Below are 22330 nucleotides of genomic sequence, written 5' to 3'. Positions count from 1 at the left end.
GATGAGCGAAATTAAAACGCTGGAGATCCCGAAATGGGGATTATCCATGGAAGAAGGCACGATCGCCCAATGGTTGATTAAAGAAGGTGATAGCTTTAATAAGGGCGATGAAATTTGTGAAATTGAAACCACAAAAATCGTCAATGTGTTAGAAGCGCCTTTTGCTGGAACGCTCCGTAAAATTTTAGCGAAAGATGGTGATACTTTACCTGTTGGTGGTCTTATTGCCGTATGTGCTGATAGTGAAGTTTCTGATGCAGAAATTGAAACGTTTATTGCATCACTAGGTGGTTCAGCAGCTAAAGACCCTGAAGCATCTTCGGAACAGAGTAAAGCGGAAACATCTGCACCTGTTGCTGAAAAAGCAGAACAACCACAGTCTGTAGCTGCAAGTGCTCCAGTTCCAGTAAAGGCTGCTAAAGGTGACTACGCTGTACCCGAGTCATTACAAGGTTATCAAACATCTGATGAGTTGTTTACAACACCGCATGCGTTAAAACTTGCTGAAAAGCATAATGTGAACTTAGCGAAAGTCACAGGTTCTGGCCGTGAAGGACGTATTAGTGTTCAAGACCTCCAGAAAGCTGTGCAGGCTGCTGGAGGTCAGTGGCCTGATATTAAACAGCAAACTCAAGCTAAAGTAGTTAAATCTACTGCCGACGATAGCCGAGTTTCTGCGACGCCTGTAGCACGTCGTTTAGCAAAACAATGGGGCATTAATTTAAATGACTGCCGTGTTTCAGGCACTCGTGGCCGGGTTTGTAAAGAAGATGTTGAAGCAGTTTATTATCGTAACAACCCAACGTCGGTAAATGAACAATCTGCTCAATGTGCTGTTGCTCAGCCACAGTCGACCGTTACAACTGTGGCGATGAATGGTATGCGTAAAGCGATTGCTTCACGGTTACAGGCTGCTAAACGTAATGCACCGCATTTCCGCCTAGTAGTCGATCTAAACGTAGAAGCTATGCAAAAACTACGTAAGCAAATTAATGAAACTGTGCCACAGGTCAAGCTTTCTATTAATGACATGTTAATTAAGGCAGCTGCAGCAGCACTCATTAAAGTACCTGAGGTGAATGTTCAATTTGATGAGGCGACTCAATCAATTTTACAGTTCTCTCAAGCAGATATTTCGGTAGCTGTGGCAATTCCAAACGGTTTAATTACACCCATTGTGAAAGCAGCGAATCAAAAATCGTTGGCACAGATTTCCGATGACATGCGTGATTTGGCAACGCGTGCCAAGACTGGCAAGTTACAACCTGATGAGTTTCAAGGCGGCAGTTTTAGCATTTCAAATTTAGGAATGTTAGGCATTAAACAGTTCGATGCCATTATTAACCCACCGCAAGGTGCAATTATGGCATTAGGTGCTTCTGAATCTCGCGCTGTTGTTGAAAATGGCAATGTAGTGGTTCGTGAGATTGTCACAGCGACTTTGTCATGCGATCACCGAGTCATTGATGGTGCAGTTGGGGCGAAATTCTTGGCCAGCTTTAAGCAGTTTGTTGAAAACCCTGCTTTAATTTTGGTGTAGGAGAACCCGCATGTCAGAAGCTCAATTTGATTTAATTGTGATTGGCGCGGGACCGGGTGGGTATGTGGCTGCAATTCGTGCAGCCCAGCTCGGGTTAAAAACCGCAATTGTAGAAGAACAACATTTAGGCGGAATTTGCCTAAACTGGGGCTGTATTCCAACTAAAGCTTTGCTTGCAGGGGCAGAGCTTGCAACTCAGTTTAAACATGCCGGACAGTTTGGGTTTCAGGTATCCCAACTCGATTTTGATATTCAAAAGCTTGTGCAACATAGCCGCCAAGTATCAGCTCAGTTAGTACAAGGCATTGATTACTTGCTTAAAAAGAATCAGGTGACTGTGTTTAATGGTCGTGCTCAGCTTACGGCGAAAGAAAAACTTGAAGTGACCGATGCTCAAGGTAACAGTCAGGCTTTGAGTGCGCCACATATTATTTTGGCAACGGGTGCCAAGGCTCGACATGTTCCTCAGCTTCCCGTAGATGGAACATATGTCTGGAGCTATAAAGAAGCGCTTGTTCCAGAGCAATTACCAAAAAGTTTACTGGTTGTAGGCTCAGGTGCAATTGGTAGTGAGTTTGCTAGTCTTTATCAAGACTTGGGGTGTCAGGTCACACTTATTGATTTAGCCAAGCAGATTTTACCAACCGAAGATGCAGAAGTTGCTCAATTTGTCAGAAAGCAATTTGAACAAAAAGGAATGAAAGTCTTAACCGATGCTGTCGTTCAAAGTATTCAGATTGAAAATGAGCAAGTCCACTGTGTGGTTGAAACGGCAAATGATGTTCAAACTCTTGTTTTTGACCGCGTGCTTTCGGCAATTGGTGTACAGCCGAATACCACGGGGCTAGGACTAGAACGTTTAGGTGTAGAACTCAATCCACAAGGTTTTGTGGCAATTGATGACTATTGTAAAACCAACGTAGCAGGGCTTTATGCCATTGGTGATGTTGCTGGAGCGCCGTGTCTCGCTCATAAAGCAAGCCATGAAGCCATGATATGTGTCGAGAAAATTGCTGGTGTGAAAAACGTACATTCACTCGATCGTAGCCAGATCCCGGGTTGTATTTTTACACATCCACAAGTGGCGAGTATTGGTTTAACAGAAAACGCAGCAAAAGCTAAGAATCTACCTATACGTATTGGTAAGTTTTCTTTAACTGCAAATGGTAAAGCTTTAGCAATTGGAGATGCGTCAGGTTTCGTTAAAACGGTGATACATGCAGAGACGGGCGAACTACTTGGTGCACATATGGTAGGCCATGAAGTGACTGAACACATTCAAGGCTTTGCAATTGCTAAATATCTAGAAGCAACTGATGAAAGCTTAGCTCAAGTGATTTTCCCGCATCCAACCTTATCAGAAGCCATGCATGAGTCCATTCTGGCTTCAATGCAACGAGCGATTCATATGTAGAAATTCTGCATTTACAGGAGTTGAACATGGTTAAGGGATTAAAAAATAAGGTCGCTTTAGTCACAGGGGCAGCTCAAGGCATTGGCCGTGGGATTGCCCTGCGCTTGGCGCAAGAAGGGGCACATATTGCATTAGTCGATATGAAACAAGATCGATTGAATGATGTGCAGCAGGAAATTCAGGCTTTAGGTGTAAATGCGAGCACATTTATTGCTGATGTCAGTGACCGCGAGCAAGTGTATGCTGCTATAAATCATGCTGAGCAGGCCCTTGGTGGATTTGATGTCATGATTAATAATGCTGGAATTGCACAAGTTCAAGCGATTGCAGATATCACACCTGATGAATTTCAAAAAATTGTTGATATCAATATTGGTGGAGTACTGTGGGGCATACAGGCTGCAGCTGCGAAATTTAAGCAACGCCTACATAAAGGTAAAATCATTAATGCTTGTTCAATTGCTGGGCATGATGGGTTTGCTTTACTCGGTATTTACTCGGCAACCAAATTTGCAGTACGAGCACTTACCCAAGCCGCGGCTAAAGAATATGCCAGTCACGGTATTACGGTAAATGGATATTGCCCCGGAATTGTCGGAACTGACATGTGGGTTGAAATCGATAAGCGTTTTGCTGAAATTACCGGTGCCGCTATAGGTGAAACTTATAAAAAATATGTGGAAGGTATTGCCTTAGGTAGAGCCCAAACACCGGATGATGTAGCCGCTTTAGTTGCTTTTCTGGCGAGCGAAGATTCGGACTATATTACCGGTCAATCCATTTTAACGGACGGCGGCATTGTCTATCGCTAAAACAACATCCTGATTTGAGGGAGATAATAATGAAAGCAGCGCGTTTTTATGACAGAGGCGATATTCGCATTGAAGATATCCCTGAACCAGAAGTCACACCCGGCACTGTAGGTATTCAGGTGGCTTGGTGCGGAATTTGTGGTACAGATTTACATGAGTTTATGGAAGGGCCGATTTTTATTCCACCGTGTGGACATCCGCATCCTATTTCAGGCGAATCAGCACCGATTACCATGGGCCATGAGTTTTCAGGTGTGGTTTATGCCGTAGGTGAAGGTGTTGATGACATTGAAATTGGTCAGCATGTGGTGGTAGAGCCTTATATTGTGGCCGATGATGTGCCGACTGGACTGGGCGATAATTATCATCTTTCCAAAAATATGAATTTTATTGGTTTGGGTGGGCGTGGTGGTGGTTTATCCGAAAAAATTGCAGTTAAACGCCGTTGGGTGCATCCAATTTCCAATAAAATTCCGCTAGATCAGGCGGCCTTAATTGAACCTTTGTCGGTTGGTCATCATGCCTATGTGCGTAGTGGTGCAAAGGCTGGTGATATTGCACTAGTAGGTGGTGCGGGCCCAATAGGTTTGTTGCTTTCAGCAATTTTAAAAGCGAAAGGTCTTAAGGTCATCATTACAGAGCTAAGTGCAAAACGTAAAGAAAAGGCTAAAGAGTCGGGAGTCGCAGATTATATTTTAGACCCTTCAGAAGTTGATGTTGTTTCTGAGGTCATGAAAATTACTAATGGCGATGGCGTCGATGTTGCGTTTGAATGTAGTAGCGTTAACAAAGTTTTAGATACTTTGGTTGCAGCAGTCAAACCAACAGGCGTTATCGTTATTGTTTCGATTTGGAGCCACCCAGCATCAATTAATGTGCATAGTGTGGTGATGAAAGAGCTTGATGTACGCGGTACGATTGCCTATGTGAATGACCATCAAGAAACGATTAAACTGGTCGAAGAAGGTAAAATAAATCTTGAACCTTTTATTACCCAGCGTATTCAACTTGATGATTTGATTTCACAAGGTTTTGAAACCTTAATTCATAACAATGAGTCAGCCGTTAAGATTATCGTACAGCCCTAAATAGATACTTAAACCTATAAAAAAGAGCGATGATTCGCTCTTTTTTTTTATTAAAGTAAATTGTTGTCTTGGGCTTCAATAATAGGCGGTAATGGCTGCCCTAAAGAGCTTAGAGACTCTCGCTCAATCAAGCGTACAATTGAATCGAGCGGTAAATCATTTTCTTGTAAACCAAAAGGTTCTTCAATTTGAGCACTTAAGGCATCTAAACCTAAAAACATATAAGCGATTAAGCCGACAATAAGCGGTGTCCAGATGCCCAAAGCTGCTTCAAGGCTAAATGGTAATATGAAACAGAAGCAGTAAACGGCACGGTGCAAAAGTACTGAATATGAATAGGGTAAAGGTGTCCCAGCAATTCGGTCACAACCTGCTTGGATATTGCCTAGCTCAACAATATGTCGATTTAAGGTGCTATAGATAATGTCACTAATTTCACCATCTTTGAGTATTTTAACTAAATCTTTTTGAATGTTTTCAAGTACAAATTGTGGTGCATTAATATGCTCGTTTAAATAATTAAGTGAAGAGTTAGTTAAATAGGCATGTTCAAGAAATTTAGTGGGTTCAACTGTTTGTTGACGCAGTCGATCACGCAATAAATTACTAAAAATTAGGACTTGATGAATTAAATGTTCACGTTGTTCATTAGATAGAACATGGCTGTCTCTAACAATATGTCTGGCATTGGCAATTAAAGCACCCCAAAGTTTGCGGCCTTCCCACCATCGGTCATAACACGCGCTATTTCTAAAACCCGTACAAATTGACAGAATCACACCGAAAATCGTAAAACCAATTGCAGGTACGGTAGGAATTTGAATCCAATGATAATAAGAAAGCCAGACCACACAGGCTGAAATAAGTACAACAATGCTCAGCGCAGGCAGAACCTTCGGCAAAATTGTTCCTTTCCAAGCAAATAATAATTTAAATACATTGCTTTTATCACGAACAATCATATAAAGCCTTTGAACTAATGAACCAAACCAAGTGCAGTATGATACGCCTTAGACGAGCCAAATACCTAGCTAAAGCTTATGCTTTTGTCTGTATCGCCAAAGCGTGGTACGGCTAATTCCAAAAATATTCGCGACCATATTCAGGTTGTGGTTATATTTTTCTAAAGCTGCTTGTACATTTTCAGGACTCAGCTCTGTATTTGTCTCGGATAATTTAACGTAATCCTCCGCATTTAAGAGCTCATTGGGTAAGTCTTCGACTTCAATTTCGTCTTTACCATTTGCCATGGTTAATGCATAAAGTAGGGTGTTTTTAAGCTCGCGAACATTCCCTGGCCAGTCATAATTTAATAGAACTTGTATAGCTTTTTGATTGACATGACGCGGCATTGTGTCGAGTTGAGTTGAGCTTTCTTTTAAAATCTGATCGACAATCAGTGGAATATCGACTTTCCGCTCTCTGAGTGGTGGTATAAAAATTGGTATCACACGCAAGCGGTAAAGCAAATCGTGACGGAAACGCCCAGTCTTGGCTTCTTCGCGTAAAGCTTTATGTGTTGCAGTGATAATTCGGACATTGGCTTGAATCGGTTTCTCACCACCTACAGGGGTAAATTCACCTGTTTCTAACACCCGTAATAATTTAGCTTGAAGCTCTAAAGGAATCTCTGCAATTTCATCCAGAAAAAGAGTCCCACCAGCGGCACGTTCAAACACGCCTTTATGGTCACGAATTGCTCCTGTAAAAGCGCCTTTCACATGACCAAAGAGTTCACTTTCTAAAATATTGGCATTGAGGGCAGCACAGTTAATCGCTACAAAAATCTTATTTTTACGCTGGCTATAATCATGAATTGCTTTTGCCACCAGTTCTTTACCACTACCAGATTCACCGCGGACCAGCACTGGAAACTCAGTAATTGCTACTCTTTGAATGATTGAAAACATACGAGTCATTTCTGGTGAGCAACTATTGAAAACTTTAGCCAAGTCTTGCAATTGTTCTGTTAGCGTTGATTGACCAGCAATATCATTTTCTGTGCCAACTGGCTGTAAAATATGTAACTTGCCAATAATATGATGCTCGGCAATATAAATATCATGTTCTTGATAGATAAATCGCTTTCTTATTTTAGGAGTATTGATCTCAAGATATTGATTGTGATGATCTTGAGTAAGCGCTGCCATACTCTCAACAGAAATATCGTCTGTATTAAATTTATAGTGAATTGCGTGAGTCGTTGTGTCTGCTAAAAACAGACTCGCATTTGGAAATAAAGCCTTAAGTTGCTCAAATAATATGTAAAAATCTTGTTCTGACTCAAAATTTAACTTTGCCATTTCATGTGTTTCACAATCGTTTCATTGAAACATACTTGAGTTTCAAGGGAACATCAAGCTTAGTTCATTTTCTTATCTTAATTTTATTAATTAACCTAACAATTTGATTTTTATATTTATTATTAAATTTTAAATAATTGGCACCTTATTTGCAAAATATAGGAAAGAAATAAATTATTAAGGTATAAATCATGTTCTTTAAGCAGTTTTTTGAGCAGGAAAGTTCGACTTATACATATATGCTTGGGTGTGAAGAAACACGAGAGGCTGTTTTAATTGATCCAGTCGCTTCAGATATAGAGATTTATGCAAAAGAATTAGAGCAGCATCAATTTACGCTTATCTATACATTAGATACACATGTTCATGCAGACCATATTACTGCTGCAAATTTACTTCGTGAACGTTTCCATTGCAAATCGGTTTTACACCGAAACTCAGATGTAAGTTGTGGAGATATTTTAATTACAAATGGATGCATGCTTAAATTCGGCAACCTCAGTATTGAAGCGCGTTATACACCAGGTCATACCAATGCGTGTACGAGTTATTTAGTTGAAAACATGGTTTTCACGGGTGATGCATTATTAATTGATGGTTGCGGTCGAACCGATTTCCAGCAAGGTAATGCAGGCACACTTTATGACAGTATACATAAACAACTTTTCAGCCTGCCTGACGACACTATTGTGTATCCGGGACATGACTATAAAGGTCGTTTATCTTCAACAATTGGTTATGAACGCTTAAATAACTCACGCCTAGGTCAAAACCGCTCGCGCGAAGATTTTATTAAATTGATGAATAACTTAAATCTGCCATATCCAAAACAAATCGATAAAGCACTACCTGCTAATCAGGCCTGTGGTTCAACTTCACAATCATAATAAGGTGGCAATATGGAACTTAAACAAGTTAATCAAGATTTTTATGTTGCTGGTCAAATCACTGTCGATGAGGTCGCAAAAATTGCCGATCAGGGAGTAAAAACTCTGATATGTAACCGACCAGATGGAGAAGGTGCAGACCAACCCAATATAATTGAAATTGAAGAAGCAGCTCAGCAATATGGCCTAAAAGTAATTTATCAACCTGTGACGAGTGGCAGAATTACTGATCAGCAAGTTACCGAATTTAAACAGCTTTATCAGAATGCCCAGAAACCTGTTTTAGCGTATTGCCGTTCTGGTATGCGTGCCATCAGTTTATGGGCTTTGGCTGAAGTTGACCCTTCGGATGCAGCACTTTTAGTAGAAATGGGTAATAAGCTTGGATTTAATTTAAAAGGCTTAGTGCCACGTATTTTAAAACGTGATCATGAACCAGCCACTATTCCTTGTTATAGCGTTGTGATTGTTGGTGCGGGGGCTGCAGGAATTTCTGTTGCATCGAGCTTACTGTCTCGTGAACCTCATTTAGATATTGTCATTATTGATCCGGCCGATACCCACTATTATCAACCCGGCTGGACCATGGTAGGGGCTGGTATTTTTAAACCACAAGTAACCGCACGCTCTATGGCAAGTGTGATTCCTTCAAAAGTGAAATGGATGAAAGTTGCCGTTGCTGGATTCGACCCTGAGCATAGTCAGGTTATTTTGGAAGGATGCCAACCCATTCAATATAAGGCATTGGTCGTCTGTCCAGGATTAAAACTCAATTGGCATGGAATTGAAGGTTTAGTTGAAACCTTAGGTAAAAATGGGGTGACATCTAACTATCGTTATGATTTAGCGCCGTACACATGGGAATTGGTGCAACAGCTAAACGGTGGAAAGGCAATCTTCACCCAGCCGCCTATGCCAATTAAATGCGCTGGTGCTCCTCAAAAAGCAATGTACCTTTCAGCCGACCACTGGTTAAAGCAAGGCAAACTTAAAGATATCTCTCTTCATTTTTATAACAGCGGCGGTGTTTTATTTGGTGTGAAGGAGTATGTACCTGCACTAATGCAATATGTCGAAAAATATGGTTCTGAACTGCACTTTAACCATCAGCTTGTCAAAGTAGATGGGCCTGCAAAAAAAGCATGGTTTAAGGTAGTGAACGATGAAAATGCAGCATTGGTCGAAACAGATTTTGACATGCTGCATGTTGTTCCACCGCAACAAGCCCCAGACTTTATTCGTGCCAGTACTCTTACTGATGAAGCAGGCTGGGTGAGTGTGAATCCTCAAACCTTACAACACACAGAACATGCCAATATTTTTGCTTTAGGCGATGTGATGAATGCGCCTAATGCCAAAACTGCTGCTGCGGCACGAGCACAAGCACCCATCGTTGCTGTGAATGTTATAGCCCAGCTCAAGGGTGAACAAAGCTTCTGTGAATACAACGGCTATGGTTCATGCCCACTTACTGTCGAGCGTGGAAAAATCGTTCTGGCTGAGTTTGGTTACGGCGGTAAGCTTCTTCCAAGTTTTCCAAAATGGGTGATTGATGGGCAAAAACCATCACGTTTGGCTTGGCTGCTTAAAGAACAGATTTTACCGCCAATTTATTGGCAAGGCATGCTCAAAGGCCGCGAATGGATGGTCAAACCTGAGCGAGGGTAAACAAAGCAACGCTTTGTCCGAGCGCAAGGCGAAAGCTGTGCTTGAGCGGAAGAGGATAAGTAAAGATTAATAATCTTTACCCGAGCGCAAGACAAGAACTACGTTCGAGTTAAGAGGGTAAACAAAGCAACGCTTTGTCCTGAGAAGCGGTTGAAGCTTCGCAAGAAGACGAGAACTTACTCCCTCATTAACCAGCAGTCTACTGCAAACGATGTATATGCAATTTTAGGCTTTTGATATGTTATTACTTGTCGTTGAAGGCATTGTGATTGGTTTTTTACTGGGTCTCACTGGTGCAGGTGGCGGTATTCTTGCCGTACCTGCGCTCATGACCAGTCAAGGTTGGAGTGTGGCTCAAGCTGCGCCGATTGGATTGTTGGCAGTTGCTCTATCTACACTCATTGGCACCATTGAAGGTTTATTTAAAAAGATAGTTCGTTATCGTGCTGCAATCTGGATTGCCTTAATTGGTACCCCTATGGCACATATCGGCATTTTAATAGCCAATGCGATTCCACCTGTATGGCTCATGTTAATGTTTAGCTTAGTCATGTTTACAGTGGGCTATCGACTCATTAGTAACCGAGTATCAGATTTCCATAATCCGCCGTGTCAGGTCAACCCAAGTACGGGACGCTTTATCTGGAATTTTAAAACGGGAAGCGTTCTTGCAAGTATCGGAATTATTGCTGGGCTTTTAACTGGAATGTTAGGAGTTGGTGGTGGCTTTGTAATTGTACCAGCACTTAGAAAAGTCACAAATTTGGATATGCATAGCATTGTTGCAACTTCACTTATGATTATTTTTCTCATTAGTGGAATGAGTATTGTGATGCATATTGCAGAGGGTTTTCACTATCCAGTAGGCATTACCAGTGCGTTTGCACTCGCATGTGCATTTGGTATGTTATTAGGACGCAGAGCTATTCGTTTTATTCCGTCTGCAATCGTGCAAAAAGTCTTTGCTTTAATGGTTTTTGCTGTCGCAATTTATATGGTCATTAAGATTGTTAATCTAACAAATATCTAAACGATATAATATTTTAACCTTCTCTATAAATAGCAATTTTCCAAAGATGAGATGTTAAAATTATCTTTGGAAATTTGATTTAAACCATATAAATTTTTGAGAAAGCGATATGAAGCGAATTAATGTGGCAATTTGTGGTTTTGGACGGATTGGGCAACAAATTGCAGAGCTTCTTTTAAATCGATCGGCATACTATCAACAAAAATATCAAATTGATGCCCGTTTAATGGGTGTCTGCAACTCATCATCAGGCTTAATTGATCAAGAAGGTTTACAAGCTGCCAAGTGGCTAGATAAAACACAGTATCAAGCAGGCCTAACTGAGCAAAAGTTTTTACAACAGGTTCAAGCAGATGTCATTATTGAGACAGGGCCAAGTGACTATGTGACAGGTGGAAAAGGACTATTTTATTTAAATTATGCTTTAACACATAACATGAATGCGATTGCAGTATCTAAAGGTGCTCTAGTCGTAGATGGTAAAAAATTAATTAACTTGGCACATCAGCACAATAAAAAACTATTTTTTAGTGGTGCGACTGCTGCAGCTTTACCAACTGTTGATTTATTTGAATATAACTTGGCTGGCTGTCAAATTTTAGAAATAGAAGGTGTCTTTACCGGAACCACAAATTTTATTTTGAATGATATGTTGCAACATGAATGTGCGTTTGCAGAATCTCTTGGAAAAGCTCAAGCAAAAGGGATTGCAGAACCTGACAGCTCTTTCGATGTAGATGGATGGGATACCGCTGCCAAAATTACGATATTGGCAAATACTGTTTTGGGAGCTGATGTAAAAATTCAAGATATTCCAAGACAAGGAATCAGTCATGTGACTGCTGATCATATTCGTGATTGGAAAAAAGAAAATCTAATTCCTCGTTTGGTGGGTTTTATTCATAATAAAAATCAGCAAATTCAAACAGGTGTTGAGTTAAGGCTAGTTCCAACACATCATCCTTTTGCTCATCTACAAGGTTCTAATAAATGCATTCGGGTGTTAACTCAAGAAATGGGTGAGCTTGTTGTAAGTGGAGGAGCATCTGCACCCTTAGCTACAGCAGCCGCGGCTTTAAAAGATTTCGAGTTGATGCTAAAAATGAGCTGCTAAAATTAATTATGATTTATAAAAAGCAGGCTTTTATGCCTGCTTCTCACAATTTTTTTGATTATTAAATAACTTTTTTCCAATTTCAAACTTACTAAACATTAGGTAGTTGCCAAGTAAGATTAATAAAATTCCAAATACAGCGTTTAAGGTCCACTCATATCCCTCAAAGAAGGTAGAAACAGTTAGAGCAACTAAGGGGAAGAGCAACGTGCTATATGCTGCTTTTGAAGCACCAATTCTCCCAACCAGAGAAAAATAAGCAGAGAATCCAATAACTGTGCCAAATACAGCCAAGTAAAGTACCGAACTTAAAAATGGGAAATTCATTGGAGGCATTAAATCTTGGCCAGTAAATAAAGCTAAACTTAACATCACTAATGATCCATAAGTCATCGCATAACAGTTTGTGGAAAAGATATTTAGACCACGTTTTTGATGTCTAACACTGATCATATTTCCTAAAGAAAAACCGTAAGTGCCTACAGCACATAGGCCAATACCTAATAATAACTGTGCATTAAATTGGCTATTTATGAGATCATGCCAAAAGAGTAAAACGATGCCACCTAAACCTAAAAGTGCAGCTGGTCCAAAATTTGGTGAAGGTTTTTGCTTAAAAAAGATAAGCGCATTAATGGCATTAAAGAAAACAGCCATCGAAAAAATGACGGACTCTAAACCGCTATTTACATATTTAACGGCGGTATAAAAACAAATAAAGTTTAGGCCGAAAACACAAAGGCCTTGTAGCATACAAAACAAATGATCTTTTAAAGCAATTCGCTGTAATTTTCCTGAAAATAGTAAAACAACCCAAAGTAATAAGGCTGAAATGGCAAAACGCCATAAAATTGCGACGACAGGCGTTGCATAATGGCTCTGAACGGCAATTCCAATCCATGTTGTTCCCCAAATCAACACCACCGCAACATAGAGTAAAATATTCATAAGTTCATCCTCGATTACCAAGCTTAAGTATCTAGGAATGCATAATTTTTCACGTATATATTCTTGTGTTCTACATGCAAGATCTTGCGTTTTTTATAGAACTAAACTAGCTCAATTTTGCTGAATATGGTTAACTTAAGCTCAATGAGATTCGTTTTAATTTTGCATGGCCTATCAAACTTTAGAACAGCTACAGCAATCTAAAGCCAAGCTTCACGAAACTGTGGTGCTTGATGAAAATATGCAACTTGCATTTTGGTCTAATCAGCAAGATCGTGTAAGTGTCTGTAGCGATCACCACACTTTAAGTCTGTATATTCAAGATGGCTATGAAAGCTATCAAAAAACACCTGCGGGCTGGAAAAATGGCGGTGGGCCGGGTCGTTTTTGCTTATTGCCTGAACATCAGGAGTCGACTTGGGATATACGAGGTGGGCTTAAATTCGTTCATTTGTATTATACCGACCAACATTTGCGTGATGTTGCTGAAAAAATATGGGACAAAGAACCCAATCAAATTGAACTAAATGAAGTGGTGTTCAATGACGATGAGCGGATTCGAGCGTTATATCAGTTTTTCCTATTAGATTGTGATTGGAAAGATTCAGCAAACCATTTACAGATGAGTACCACTGCTAGCTTATTGCTCAATCATTTAATTCGAAGATATAGCAATGTGAAGTGGCAGCAACCCGTCATTAAAGGTGGGCTGGCACCTCATAAACTTAAATATATTCAAGACTGGATTGAAGGGCATCTAGACCAAGCATTAACTTTGTCTGATTTAGCAAATGTTGTGAATTTAAGCGAATATCATTTTGCCCATATGTTTAAACAATCTATGAATATGGCGCCTCACCAGTATGTCATGCAAAGGCGTTTAACTAAGGCAAAAGGTTTAATTCAGTCATCTCAACTTTCTTTACAAGATGTTGCTCTTGTATGTGGTTTTAGTTCAGCGAGCCATTTAAGCCATCGCTTTAAACAGTTTTATGGCATAAGTCCTTCACAATTACGTTAAGCATCTCATGTAATTGGTTTATCTTGAGTTGCATCAAATGCAGCCCTTGCCGCATCAATATCCGCGATATGCTGCTGTGCCCATTGGCCTAAAGCAATTACAGGCTCTGTAAGTGAATGGCCCAAAGGTGTTAATTCATATTCAACATGCGGTGGAACTACAGGATAGACCGTACGTTTAACCAATCCATCTCTTTCTAAACCACGCAAACACAATGTGAGCATACGCTGTGATATTCCATTGATATTTCTCTTTATTTCAGAAAATCGATGAGGGCGTGATGCAAGTGTCATTACAATAAGAATGCTCCATTTTTCACCAACTCTAGCCAGAACTTGGCTGACTCTTTGGCAATCTGAGCTTTGTAAATCATGAGGTATGGTTACAGTCATATTACTTGGTTCCCTAAATGTGCCTTCTTGTGCATAAGAATAATAGTAGTAACATAATTAGTTCAAGTAACAATTTTATACTGTAGGTATAAACGATGAAACTACTTCAAATTGACACAAGTATTTTGGGTGAACAATCTGTTAGCCGCCAACTCACCTCATCTGTTATTCGTCAGCTCAGCACAGCTTATCCAGATGTAGAAATTATTCATCATGATTTGGCTTTAGAGCCAATTCCTCATTTGTCTGATGCCGAGTTTTTAGCATGGCAAGGGGTGGAACCTAATAATGAAACAGCGCAACAACGTGTTGCACGAAACAGCCAATATTTGGATGAGTTTTTATCGTCAGATATCGTTGTGATTGGCGCACCTATGTATAACTTTAGCTTTCCATCACAGTTAAAAGCGTGGCTTGACCGCCTATCTATTGCTGGGAAAACTTTCCGTTATACGGAAAACGGTCCTCAAGGTTTAGTAGAGGGGAAACGTATTATTATTGCTTCTTCGCGTGGTGGAGTGTACTCGGCAGGTTCACCAACCGAAGTTTTAGACTATCAAGAAACTTATATTAAAGCGTTTTTCAATTTTATTGGTGTGACTGATATTACTTTTGTGCGCGCAGAAGGTATCGCTTTCGGCCCAGAAGCACGTCAAGCTGCCTTAGATAATGCAGCAGCACAAATCGCACAATTAGCAGGTTAAAAATATAAACAGCCGAGCAGTAATATCATTGTTCGGCTGTGTCTATGGATAATTAAAAAACTAAATCAATAAATAACTAAAAGAAAGTGACGGCTAGTCCAATCAGCGCTGATGCAAAAATCACATACAGCACGTTAATATTAAAGCGGAATAAAGCAATGAATGCAGCTACAGTAATGATGGCTGCGACAGCATCAAAGTGTCCTGAAAAACCCTCTGGCCATAACACATGATAACTAAAAAATAATGCCAGATTTAAAATAACACCAACCACAGCAGCGGTAATGGCAGTAAGTGGTGCGGTAAACTTAATTTCATTATGGGTAGATTCAATAATGGGTGCACCAGCAAAAATAAAGACAAATGAGAAAAGGAAAGTAAACCAAGTTACAATGACAGCACCAAGTGCTCCAGCAAAAAATAGATGCTCGGGTCCAAGTAATGAATGATTAACACCCCCTAAAAAACCAACAAAGGCAACCACCATAATGAGTGGGCCAGGTGTAGTTTCACCTAAAGCGAGCCCATCAATCATTTGAGTTGGTGAAAGCCATCCAAAATGATTTACAGCACCTTGATAAACGTAAGGTAAAACAGCGTATGCACCTCCAAATGTGAGCAGTGCAGCTTTGGTAAAAAAACAAGCCATTTGGGTATAAGAGTGATACCACCCAAAATATGTACCTAAAGCTAAAATTGGCAATAACCATAAAACGATTGCCACAAAAATAAGTTTAGCTAACCGCAACCAATGGAATTTAGCATGCTCTGGCGTTGGGGTATCATCATCAATAAATGCTCGGCCATAATCTTTTTGGCTGGCTCTATGTCCAGCGACTGAAGAAAAAAGTTCTGGGTACTTTTTACTCGCTAAATAGCCAGCAATACCAGCTGATAATACGATAAGCGGGAAAGGAAGCTTTAAGACAAAAATGGCAAAAAACGCAGCAATTGCGACGAACCATAAAAATTTATTTTTAAGTGAACGGCTACCTATACGGTATGTTGCATGAAAGACAATTGCGGTAACGGCAGGCTTGATCCCGTAAAAAATACCCGCAATAACAGGAACATCTCCAAATTTTATGTAAACCCAAGATAGCCCAATTAAAATAAATAAAGAGGGCAATACAAATAAAATCCCTGCAACCAATCCTCCAGCAGTTCTGTGCATAAGCCAACCAATGTAGGTTGCTAACTGCTGTGCTTCAGGACCGGGTAACAACATGCAGTAGTTCAGGGCATGCAAAAATCTTTTTTCTGATATCCAGCGCTTTTGTTCAACGAGTTCCTCATGCATCACAGCGATTTGTCCAGCTGGCCCGCCAAAGCTAATAAAACCAAGCTTGAGCCAAAATAAAAAAGCTTGCCAGAAGGTGACTTGAATAATACTTTCAGGTAAAGGGGATTTTTCGTTTTCCATTTTTATCCCATCAAAAAAATTGATTCATATGGATCAAGAACATTAAAAACTAGTTACTTTTAGTGAATTAAATAAGTTGGATGCACTATGCAGCTATAAGATACAGAATAAAAATGAATTTCTTATTATTTTAAAAAGATATTCTTCTAAAAAAATCTCTAGAAGAATATCTATCTTTTATTTTCTAATGATCATGTTCTAAATAATCGGGTTTTTTAGGAAGCGCAAGGCTACACAAGAAACAGATAATGAGCATGACAATCACATAAATAAAGAAGGTGTTTTCAATTCCAGCGGCTTTGAACTGCAAGGCAACCGAAGGTGCAGAACCACCAAACAGCGCATTCCCTACAGCATAAGAAAACCCTACACCTAAAGCTCGTACATGAGGTGGGAACATTTCTGCTTTTACCAAACCACTAATAGAGGTATAGAAACTCAGAATCATCATCATAAAAATGAGTAGCAAGGCAATAATAATCGGCGAATCTATATAATTAGGCATCCCAATGGCCATGACTGGATAGATAAAAATCGCAGATAATAAGCTAAATGCCAGCATTGAAGAACGTCGCCCAATACGATCCGAAATTGAGCCAAATACAGGTTGAGCACACATATAGACAAATAGTGCGAAGGTCATGATATAACCAACGGTTTTTCCGTCCATTCCTAAATTGGTTAAATAGGTTTTTGAATAAACAGTTTCTACATAAAACGTTAATGAACCAGCCGAGGTATAACCCACCACCAATAAAAAAGTTTTCCAATGCTTTTTAAAGAGCTCTCTTAAGCTCCCAGATTCTTTTCGTTCGCTGTCTTGATGTGAAAGTGTTTCTTCTAAGCGGCTACGTGCCAGTAAAGATAAAATTGCGGCAAAACCACCAATAACAAATGGAATACGCCAACCGCCATCATGTAATTGTTGCTCACTTAAAAATGTTAATAAAATTACGCCGAGTAAGCTGGCAAGTAATTGACCACCAGATAGGGTGACATATTGGAAAGACGAGTAAAAACCACGTTGGCCTTTTAAACCCAATTCACTCATATATGTTGCTACGGCGCCATATTCCCCCCCAACCGATAAACCTTGAAGTAAACGCACTACCAGCAAAAGAAACGGGGCAAATAAGCCAACTTGGTCATAAGTAGGTAGGGCTGCAAATAAAAAAGAACTCAAAGCCATAAGACAAATTGAGATGACCATCGATTTTTTTCGACCATGCCGGTCTGCAATACGCCCAAATACCCAACTACCAATAGGACGCATAAAAAAGCTTGCAGCGAATACCCCCCACACATAGATAGATTTAGTCGTACTATCCATATCTGGTGCAGTTAGAGCTTGAGTAAAGTAGGCAGCAAATACTGCATAGATATAAAAGTCGAACCATTCAACTAAATTACCAGAGGCTGCGCCTACAATCCCACGTATTCTGCTACGTTTTTCTTCCTGAGTGTATGTCATATTTCTTCCATCATTTTGCAGACAAAAACGAGGAATTTTTAGATATGCTGGATAGAAAAAAGAATGAAACTTTAAATATCACTCAATCCTGAGCATGTCCTTAAATTCCTAACCCTTCATTTTTTCTAATTTTAAAATTCGATTCTAGTGAGATTACGTCCTTTTGTTCGATTTAATGATATTTTTACCGATGATCGAACACTTCCTTTGTCTTAACTTAATAATTAATAGTATTTAAAATCAGTAAGCTAATTTAACAACATTATTTTTCTGTTCTATTTCTCCTGTTGAGTACCATTTTTAGCTTAAGTTTATTTTGAATATTTGGTAATGCTTAAAAAGTTATAGCGCCAATTTCTAAGAAAATACATGAAATTTATATAATGATAAGCCCATAAAAGTTGTATCACATTCACTTAATCGAAAAAATACAGAATAAGTTGTTTCTCAATATATGTAGCGGTATTCTTGCGTGGCTAAAAATAGGCTCAGTAGTTACTTCTAGCGCTTCAAATTATGCACGGTATGGCAGGTAGTTATTCAATGGAAAGACGTTCGTTAAATCTTCACTTCATGACATGCTCTAAAACAGCATTGGCTTCATCTATTGCACTCATAACATCTGTCGTCTATGCAAATGAAGCGGAGGTTTCCCAGCTCCCAACCATTACTGTGAACGCCACCCAAAATAATGATGCGCTATACACATCAAAGAAAGTTAATTTATCTGGTTTTCAAACTGGTGATGTAAAGAAGGTTCCGGCATCTATTACAACAATTACTTCTGAACGCATAGCAGATCAACACGCAAAAACTCTAACCGATGTTATTAAAAATGACTCTTCATTGGGAGATGGCTACGCTGCTATTGGCTATTATCCAAACTTTGTAGCACGAGGTTTTGCACTCGATTTAGGTTCAAGTTATCTCATTAACGGTCACACCATACGTGGTGAGCAAAATATTGCTTTAGAAAATAAACAACAAGTTGAAATTTTAAAAGGTATTTCTGCAATTCAAAGCGGAATGTCGACTCCGGGCGGCGTTGTTAACTATGTAACCAAAAGACCTGCCAATATTAAAAACATTACTGTAGATGCAAATTCAGAAGGTGGCTATACACTGGCAACGGATGTAGGTGGTTTTGTTAATGACAATTTTGGCTATCGAATCAATTTAGCGCATGAAAGTATTCATCCAAATGTTGACCATGCAAATGGTAAACGTGAGTTTGGTTCAGTAGCTTTAGACTGGAAAATTAATGATCGCTCTAAATTATTATTTGATATTGAAGCTCAGCATCAAAGCCAACGCTCCGTACCGGGTTATCAACTGCTTGATGGACAAGTACCAACAAATGTAGATCAAGACCGTTTGTTGGGTTATCAGTCTTGGAGTAAACCTGTTGTAAACAACAGTATAAATGCGAGTTTAAAATATCAATACGCATTTAATGATCAATGGAATGGTAGCTTAAGTGCATCTCAAAGCCGTGTTGTGATAGATGATTATAGCGCTTTTCCATGGGCTTGTTATAGTGATGGAGTTTGTCAAATTAATACGTTTGATAAAGATGGTAATTACGGTATTTACGATTTCCGTAGTCCAGATGATACACGTATTACTAACCAGTTTTCTGCTGGGTTAAATGGTCAGTTTAACACTGGCAATATTCAGCATAAAATCGCTTTTGAAATACAACATACTTATAAAACATTGGAGCGCTATAACTCTAACTCAATGGAGCTTAATCCTATTGGAACCGGTAATATTTATGAAGAGACAAAGGATTATGTACCAGCTCAGATTGACTTAAGAAATTACTATAAAGCCTTAGAAAGTGATCAGACAGCATTTACTGTATCTGACCGAGTTCAATTTAATGATCAATGGTCAACGTTACTAGGTGGAAAACTTATTCGCCTTGATGAACAAGCTTATGATCCAGATGGGCAGCAAAGCCGAGACACAGATTTAAATAAGTTTTTACCGCAATTAGCGCTCATGTATAGCCCAACTGCTACGACTAATCTTTATGCTTCATATGCCAAAGGTTTATCAGATGGTGGTGAAGCACCATGGTTTGCTAATAATGCCCTAGAAGTTCTTGCTCCTAAAAATTCTGAACAATATGAAATTGGGATTAAGCAGCAAATACGCAACTTCTTATTAACAGCAGCTATTTTTGATTTAAAGCAAGATAATCAATACAGCAAAGTAAATGCAGATGGATCTTTTGATTTTGTTGAACAAGGTGAACAACACAATCAAGGTATTGAGTTAGGTTTAACTGGTGCTCTAACCGATACAGTTGACGTAAGCTCTGGCATTACATACACCAAATCACGTCTTGTTGATATTGATAGTGACAGCTACAAAGGTCATCAAACTCAAAATATTCCAAAAGTCCGTGCAACTGCGCAATTATCTTATAAAGTACCTTCTGTTGAAGGGTTAAGATTACTGAGTGGTATGCAATACAGTAGCAGTAAATATGCAAATAAAGAGGGAACTGCAAAAGTAGGTGGCTATAGCGTCTTTAATATTGGTGCTGCTTATAAAACAAATTTTGCTGGGCATGACACAACTTTTAGATTCAACATTGATAACTTATTTAATAAGAAATATTGGCGTGATGTAGGTGCATTTATGGGTGATGACTATTTATTCTTAGGTAATCCACGTGCAGCTCAGTTCTCTACAACTTTCATTTTTTAAAATATAGAACAAATAAAAAAGGAGCTTATAAAAGCTCCTTTTTTATTTCAGGAATTAAGCCGACATTTTGGGTTTAACCATATTATTAATCGACAAGATATCATCAAGCACTTGTGCTGATAATAAGCCTTCATTCTGAACTAGAGCCAATACGCTTTGTCCAGTTTCGTTTGCGGTTTTAGCAATACGAGTTGTCGTTTCATAACCTAGGTATGGGTTAAGTGCAGTCACAATACCAATTGAGTTTTCAACTAAAGCTTTACAGTGTTCAGGGTTCGCCGTAATCGTATCAATACATTTACTTTGGAACATGGCCATTGCCTTACCAAGCAAGTCCATAGATTCAAACAGTTTGAATGCAATAAGTGGTTCCATTGCGTTTAACTGTAATTGACCAGCTTCAGCAGCTAAAGTTACAGCCAAATCATTTGCAATGATCTGGAAGCAAGCAAGGTTCATCGCTTCAGGAATAACTGGGTTCACTTTACCTGGCATGATCGAACTACCCGGTTGACGTGCTTCTAAGTTAATTTCATTAATGCCAGTACGCGGACCACTTGAAAGTAAACGCAAGTCATTGGCAATTTTTGAAAGTTTAGTTGCGGTACGTTTTAATAAACCCGATAAAAGAACAAAGTCGCCCATATCTGAAGTTGCTTCGATTAGATCAGGAGCGGACTTAATTTTCTTACCAGAAATTTTTGCAAGTGCCTGAATCGCAAGTTCACGGTAACTATATTCAGTAGTAATTCCCGTACCAATCGCTGTACCGCCAAGGTTCATATAGGCTAAAACATTTGGAATAAGCGTATTAATTTGCTCAAGGTCTTTTTGTAAAGTTACCGCAAAAGCGCCAAACTCTTGACCTAATGTCATTGGCACAGCGTCTTGTAACTGTGTACGACCCATTTTTAAAATATGAGCAAATTCTTGAGATTTATTGCGGAAACTTAAAATCAAGTTATTAAAAGGAAGATTTAGTTCATCTAAACTTAATAACAAACCTAAGCGAATCGCAGTAGGGTACACGTCATTTGTTGACTGCGACATATTAATGTCGTTATTAGGATGTAGATATTGATATTGACCCTTAGAATGTCCCATATATTCTAAAGCCACATTTGCCAATACTTCATTTGCATTCATATTGGTTGAAGTACCAGCACCGCCTTGCATCATATCAATCGGGAACTGGTCGTGAAAATTCCCACGAATAAGCTGATTACAGCTGTATTCAATCGCTTCAAATTTAGTTTGATCTAAGTTTTTAAGATTATAGTTTGCTTCAGCACAAGCAAGCTTTACCATGGCTAAAGCTTTAATAAGGTGAGGGAAATTTCCGACCTTGCTTTGAGTTAAATTAAAGTTTTCTAGAGCACGTAATGTTTGAACTCCGTAGTAGTCGTTATTATTGATCTCTCTATAACCAATAAGATCCTTCTCAATACGGGTGGTAATTTCAGCGTTCATCATTAAACTTCGAATTAGTAAAGAAGATAATTCATATTAGATTTCGAAATGCTTCACTTCTAATGCATTTATCAAGTTAATTATGCATTTTTTGCATATCAAATTTTTAATTTTACAATGAATGCATTAGGAGATTCCGTCTTTAGCTATCAATTCCTATGGAATTTTTCTATTTAAATTAAATACTTAATATTAAGATAAATTTAATTTTATAATTTTTTTTATAAAGTGAAGAATGATCTAATTTTTTGAAATAATCCTTTAAAAAATATAACACTGATTAATTTAAGTGAAATATCAACTTAATTATCTATATTATTGACTTCA

General features: G+C 39.0%; 18 protein-coding genes. 11 read left to right on the top strand and 7 right to left on the bottom strand.

Features of this window, described 5'->3' with window-relative positions; genetic code table 11:
• Nucleotide 1 precedes the first annotated feature (1 nt).
• Genes acoC through SOI81_RS08630 form a run of 4 tightly spaced genes read left to right on the top strand, consistent with a single transcriptional unit; the run spans nucleotide 2 to nucleotide 4854 of the window.
• Nucleotides 2–1540: a 2-oxo acid dehydrogenase subunit E2 gene (gene acoC / locus SOI81_RS08645; RefSeq protein WP_239975599.1), complete on the top strand. Its 1539-nt coding sequence runs from the start codon at nucleotides 2–4 to the stop codon at nucleotides 1538–1540.
• 10 nt (nucleotides 1541–1550) lie between these two features.
• Nucleotides 1551–2954 (top strand): dihydrolipoyl dehydrogenase, encoded by a 1404-nt coding sequence (gene lpdA, locus SOI81_RS08640; RefSeq protein WP_239975598.1) that lies wholly within the window; start codon nucleotides 1551–1553, stop codon nucleotides 2952–2954.
• 26 nt (nucleotides 2955–2980) lie between these two features.
• Nucleotides 2981–3766 (top strand): acetoin reductase, encoded by a 786-nt coding sequence (gene budC / locus SOI81_RS08635; protein WP_239975597.1) that lies wholly within the window; start codon nucleotides 2981–2983, stop codon nucleotides 3764–3766.
• Between the two features lie 29 nt (nucleotides 3767–3795).
• A complete protein-coding gene (locus SOI81_RS08630) occupies nucleotides 3796–4854 on the top strand; it encodes a 2,3-butanediol dehydrogenase (protein WP_239975596.1) in 1059 nt (352 codons plus the stop codon).
• Nucleotides 4855–4904: 50 nt separating this feature from the next.
• Here SOI81_RS08630 and SOI81_RS08625 read toward each other — a convergent pair whose 3' ends face one another.
• Nucleotides 4905–5816 carry a bestrophin family protein gene (locus SOI81_RS08625; RefSeq protein ID WP_239975595.1) on the bottom strand — a complete coding sequence of 304 codons (912 nt, stop codon included), beginning with the start codon at nucleotides 5814–5816 and terminating at the stop codon, nucleotides 4905–4907.
• 69 nt (nucleotides 5817–5885) lie between these two features.
• Complete coding sequence (ntrC, locus tag SOI81_RS08620; protein WP_239975594.1) at nucleotides 5886–7157, bottom strand: sigma-54 interaction domain-containing protein; 1272 nt, start codon at nucleotides 7155–7157, stop codon at nucleotides 5886–5888.
• A gap of 191 nt (nucleotides 7158–7348) precedes the next feature.
• Between ntrC and SOI81_RS08615 the strand changes: the two genes are divergently transcribed.
• From SOI81_RS08615 to SOI81_RS08595, 4 genes are all read left to right on the top strand, one after another.
• Nucleotides 7349–8044, top strand: coding sequence for an MBL fold metallo-hydrolase (locus tag SOI81_RS08615; protein ID WP_239975593.1), 696 nt, complete (start codon nucleotides 7349–7351; stop codon nucleotides 8042–8044).
• 12 nt (nucleotides 8045–8056) lie between these two features.
• On the top strand, nucleotides 8057–9712 hold the full coding sequence (locus SOI81_RS08605; protein ID WP_345791151.1) for a TIGR01244 family sulfur transferase: 1656 nt from the start codon (nucleotides 8057–8059) through the stop codon (nucleotides 9710–9712).
• A gap of 238 nt (nucleotides 9713–9950) precedes the next feature.
• Entirely contained in the window at nucleotides 9951–10742 is a 792-nt protein-coding gene (locus SOI81_RS08600; protein ID WP_239975592.1) for a sulfite exporter TauE/SafE family protein, read from the top strand.
• A gap of 109 nt (nucleotides 10743–10851) precedes the next feature.
• Complete coding sequence (locus tag SOI81_RS08595) at nucleotides 10852–11856, top strand: homoserine dehydrogenase (RefSeq protein ID WP_239975591.1); 1005 nt, start codon at nucleotides 10852–10854, stop codon at nucleotides 11854–11856.
• A 30-nt stretch (nucleotides 11857–11886) separates the two neighbouring features.
• Here the strand turns inward: SOI81_RS08595 and SOI81_RS08590 are convergent, their stop codons facing one another.
• Nucleotides 11887–12804 (bottom strand): DMT family transporter, encoded by a 918-nt coding sequence (locus tag SOI81_RS08590; RefSeq protein ID WP_239975590.1) that lies wholly within the window; start codon nucleotides 12802–12804, stop codon nucleotides 11887–11889.
• Between the two features lie 166 nt (nucleotides 12805–12970).
• Here SOI81_RS08590 and lumQ point away from each other — a divergent pair, with 166 nt between their 5' ends.
• Nucleotides 12971–13825: a helix-turn-helix domain-containing protein gene (lumQ, locus tag SOI81_RS08585; RefSeq protein WP_016141092.1), complete on the top strand. Its 855-nt coding sequence runs from the start codon at nucleotides 12971–12973 to the stop codon at nucleotides 13823–13825.
• Between the two features lie 5 nt (nucleotides 13826–13830).
• Here the strand turns inward: lumQ and SOI81_RS08580 are convergent, their stop codons facing one another.
• Nucleotides 13831–14217, bottom strand: a complete 387-nt coding sequence (locus SOI81_RS08580; protein WP_239969149.1) for a winged helix-turn-helix transcriptional regulator — start codon at nucleotides 14215–14217, stop codon at nucleotides 13831–13833.
• Nucleotides 14218–14312: 95 nt separating this feature from the next.
• On the opposite strand from SOI81_RS08580, the gene acpD reads away from it, so the two are divergent.
• On the top strand, nucleotides 14313–14921 hold the full coding sequence (gene acpD, locus SOI81_RS08575; RefSeq protein WP_320541561.1) for an FMN-dependent NADH-azoreductase: 609 nt from the start codon (nucleotides 14313–14315) through the stop codon (nucleotides 14919–14921).
• Between the two features lie 76 nt (nucleotides 14922–14997).
• Here acpD and chrA read toward each other — a convergent pair whose 3' ends face one another.
• Together chrA and pcaT are read right to left on the bottom strand one after the other, a co-directional pair.
• Nucleotides 14998–16344 carry a chromate efflux transporter gene (gene chrA / locus SOI81_RS08570; protein WP_320541560.1) on the bottom strand — a complete coding sequence of 449 codons (1347 nt, stop codon included), beginning with the start codon at nucleotides 16342–16344 and terminating at the stop codon, nucleotides 14998–15000.
• 184 nt (nucleotides 16345–16528) lie between these two features.
• Nucleotides 16529–17815: an MFS transporter gene (gene pcaT, locus SOI81_RS08565; RefSeq protein WP_016141088.1), complete on the bottom strand. Its 1287-nt coding sequence runs from the start codon at nucleotides 17813–17815 to the stop codon at nucleotides 16529–16531.
• 516 nt (nucleotides 17816–18331) lie between these two features.
• Between pcaT and fatA the strand changes: the two genes are divergently transcribed.
• On the top strand, nucleotides 18332–20533 hold the full coding sequence (fatA, locus tag SOI81_RS08560) for a TonB-dependent siderophore receptor (protein ID WP_320541559.1): 2202 nt from the start codon (nucleotides 18332–18334) through the stop codon (nucleotides 20531–20533).
• A gap of 54 nt (nucleotides 20534–20587) precedes the next feature.
• On the opposite strand, the gene aspA is transcribed toward fatA, so the two are convergent.
• Complete coding sequence (gene aspA / locus SOI81_RS08555) at nucleotides 20588–22006, bottom strand: aspartate ammonia-lyase (RefSeq protein WP_239975585.1); 1419 nt, start codon at nucleotides 22004–22006, stop codon at nucleotides 20588–20590.
• Nucleotides 22007–22330: the final 324 nt, after the last annotated feature.

This window comes from Acinetobacter pittii (genome assembly GCF_034067285.1).
Taxonomy (GTDB): domain Bacteria; phylum Pseudomonadota; class Gammaproteobacteria; order Pseudomonadales; family Moraxellaceae; genus Acinetobacter; species Acinetobacter pittii_E.
Note: the sequence above shows the minus strand (reverse complement) of the source record. Positions and strands in the feature narration are given on the sequence as shown.

What these genes read in the sequence shown, in the direction of transcription:
- acoC (WP_239975599.1), top strand. Translation starts at nt 2, where the DNA reads ATGAGCGAAATTAAAACGCTGGAGATCCCGAAATGGGGATTATCCATG.
- lpdA (WP_239975598.1), top strand. Translation starts at nt 1,551, where the DNA reads ATGTCAGAAGCTCAATTTGATTTAATTGTGATTGGCGCGGGACCGGGT.
- budC (WP_239975597.1), top strand. Translation starts at nt 2,981, where the DNA reads ATGGTTAAGGGATTAAAAAATAAGGTCGCTTTAGTCACAGGGGCAGCT.
- SOI81_RS08630 (WP_239975596.1), top strand. Translation starts at nt 3,796, where the DNA reads ATGAAAGCAGCGCGTTTTTATGACAGAGGCGATATTCGCATTGAAGAT.
- SOI81_RS08625 (WP_239975595.1), bottom strand. Translation starts at nt 5,816, where the DNA reads ATGATTGTTCGTGATAAAAGCAATGTATTTAAATTATTATTTGCTTGG.
- ntrC (WP_239975594.1), bottom strand. Translation starts at nt 7,157, where the DNA reads ATGGCAAAGTTAAATTTTGAGTCAGAACAAGATTTTTACATATTATTT.
- SOI81_RS08615 (WP_239975593.1), top strand. Translation starts at nt 7,349, where the DNA reads ATGTTCTTTAAGCAGTTTTTTGAGCAGGAAAGTTCGACTTATACATAT.
- SOI81_RS08605 (WP_345791151.1), top strand. Translation starts at nt 8,057, where the DNA reads ATGGAACTTAAACAAGTTAATCAAGATTTTTATGTTGCTGGTCAAATC.
- SOI81_RS08600 (WP_239975592.1), top strand. Translation starts at nt 9,951, where the DNA reads ATGTTATTACTTGTCGTTGAAGGCATTGTGATTGGTTTTTTACTGGGT.
- SOI81_RS08595 (WP_239975591.1), top strand. Translation starts at nt 10,852, where the DNA reads ATGAAGCGAATTAATGTGGCAATTTGTGGTTTTGGACGGATTGGGCAA.
- SOI81_RS08590 (WP_239975590.1), bottom strand. Translation starts at nt 12,804, where the DNA reads ATGAATATTTTACTCTATGTTGCGGTGGTGTTGATTTGGGGAACAACA.
- lumQ (WP_016141092.1), top strand. Translation starts at nt 12,971, where the DNA reads ATGGCCTATCAAACTTTAGAACAGCTACAGCAATCTAAAGCCAAGCTT.
- SOI81_RS08580 (WP_239969149.1), bottom strand. Translation starts at nt 14,217, where the DNA reads ATGACTGTAACCATACCTCATGATTTACAAAGCTCAGATTGCCAAAGA.
- acpD (WP_320541561.1), top strand. Translation starts at nt 14,313, where the DNA reads ATGAAACTACTTCAAATTGACACAAGTATTTTGGGTGAACAATCTGTT.
- chrA (WP_320541560.1), bottom strand. Translation starts at nt 16,344, where the DNA reads ATGGAAAACGAAAAATCCCCTTTACCTGAAAGTATTATTCAAGTCACC.
- pcaT (WP_016141088.1), bottom strand. Translation starts at nt 17,815, where the DNA reads ATGACATACACTCAGGAAGAAAAACGTAGCAGAATACGTGGGATTGTA.
- fatA (WP_320541559.1), top strand. Translation starts at nt 18,332, where the DNA reads ATGCACGGTATGGCAGGTAGTTATTCAATGGAAAGACGTTCGTTAAAT.
- aspA (WP_239975585.1), bottom strand. Translation starts at nt 22,006, where the DNA reads ATGATGAACGCTGAAATTACCACCCGTATTGAGAAGGATCTTATTGGT.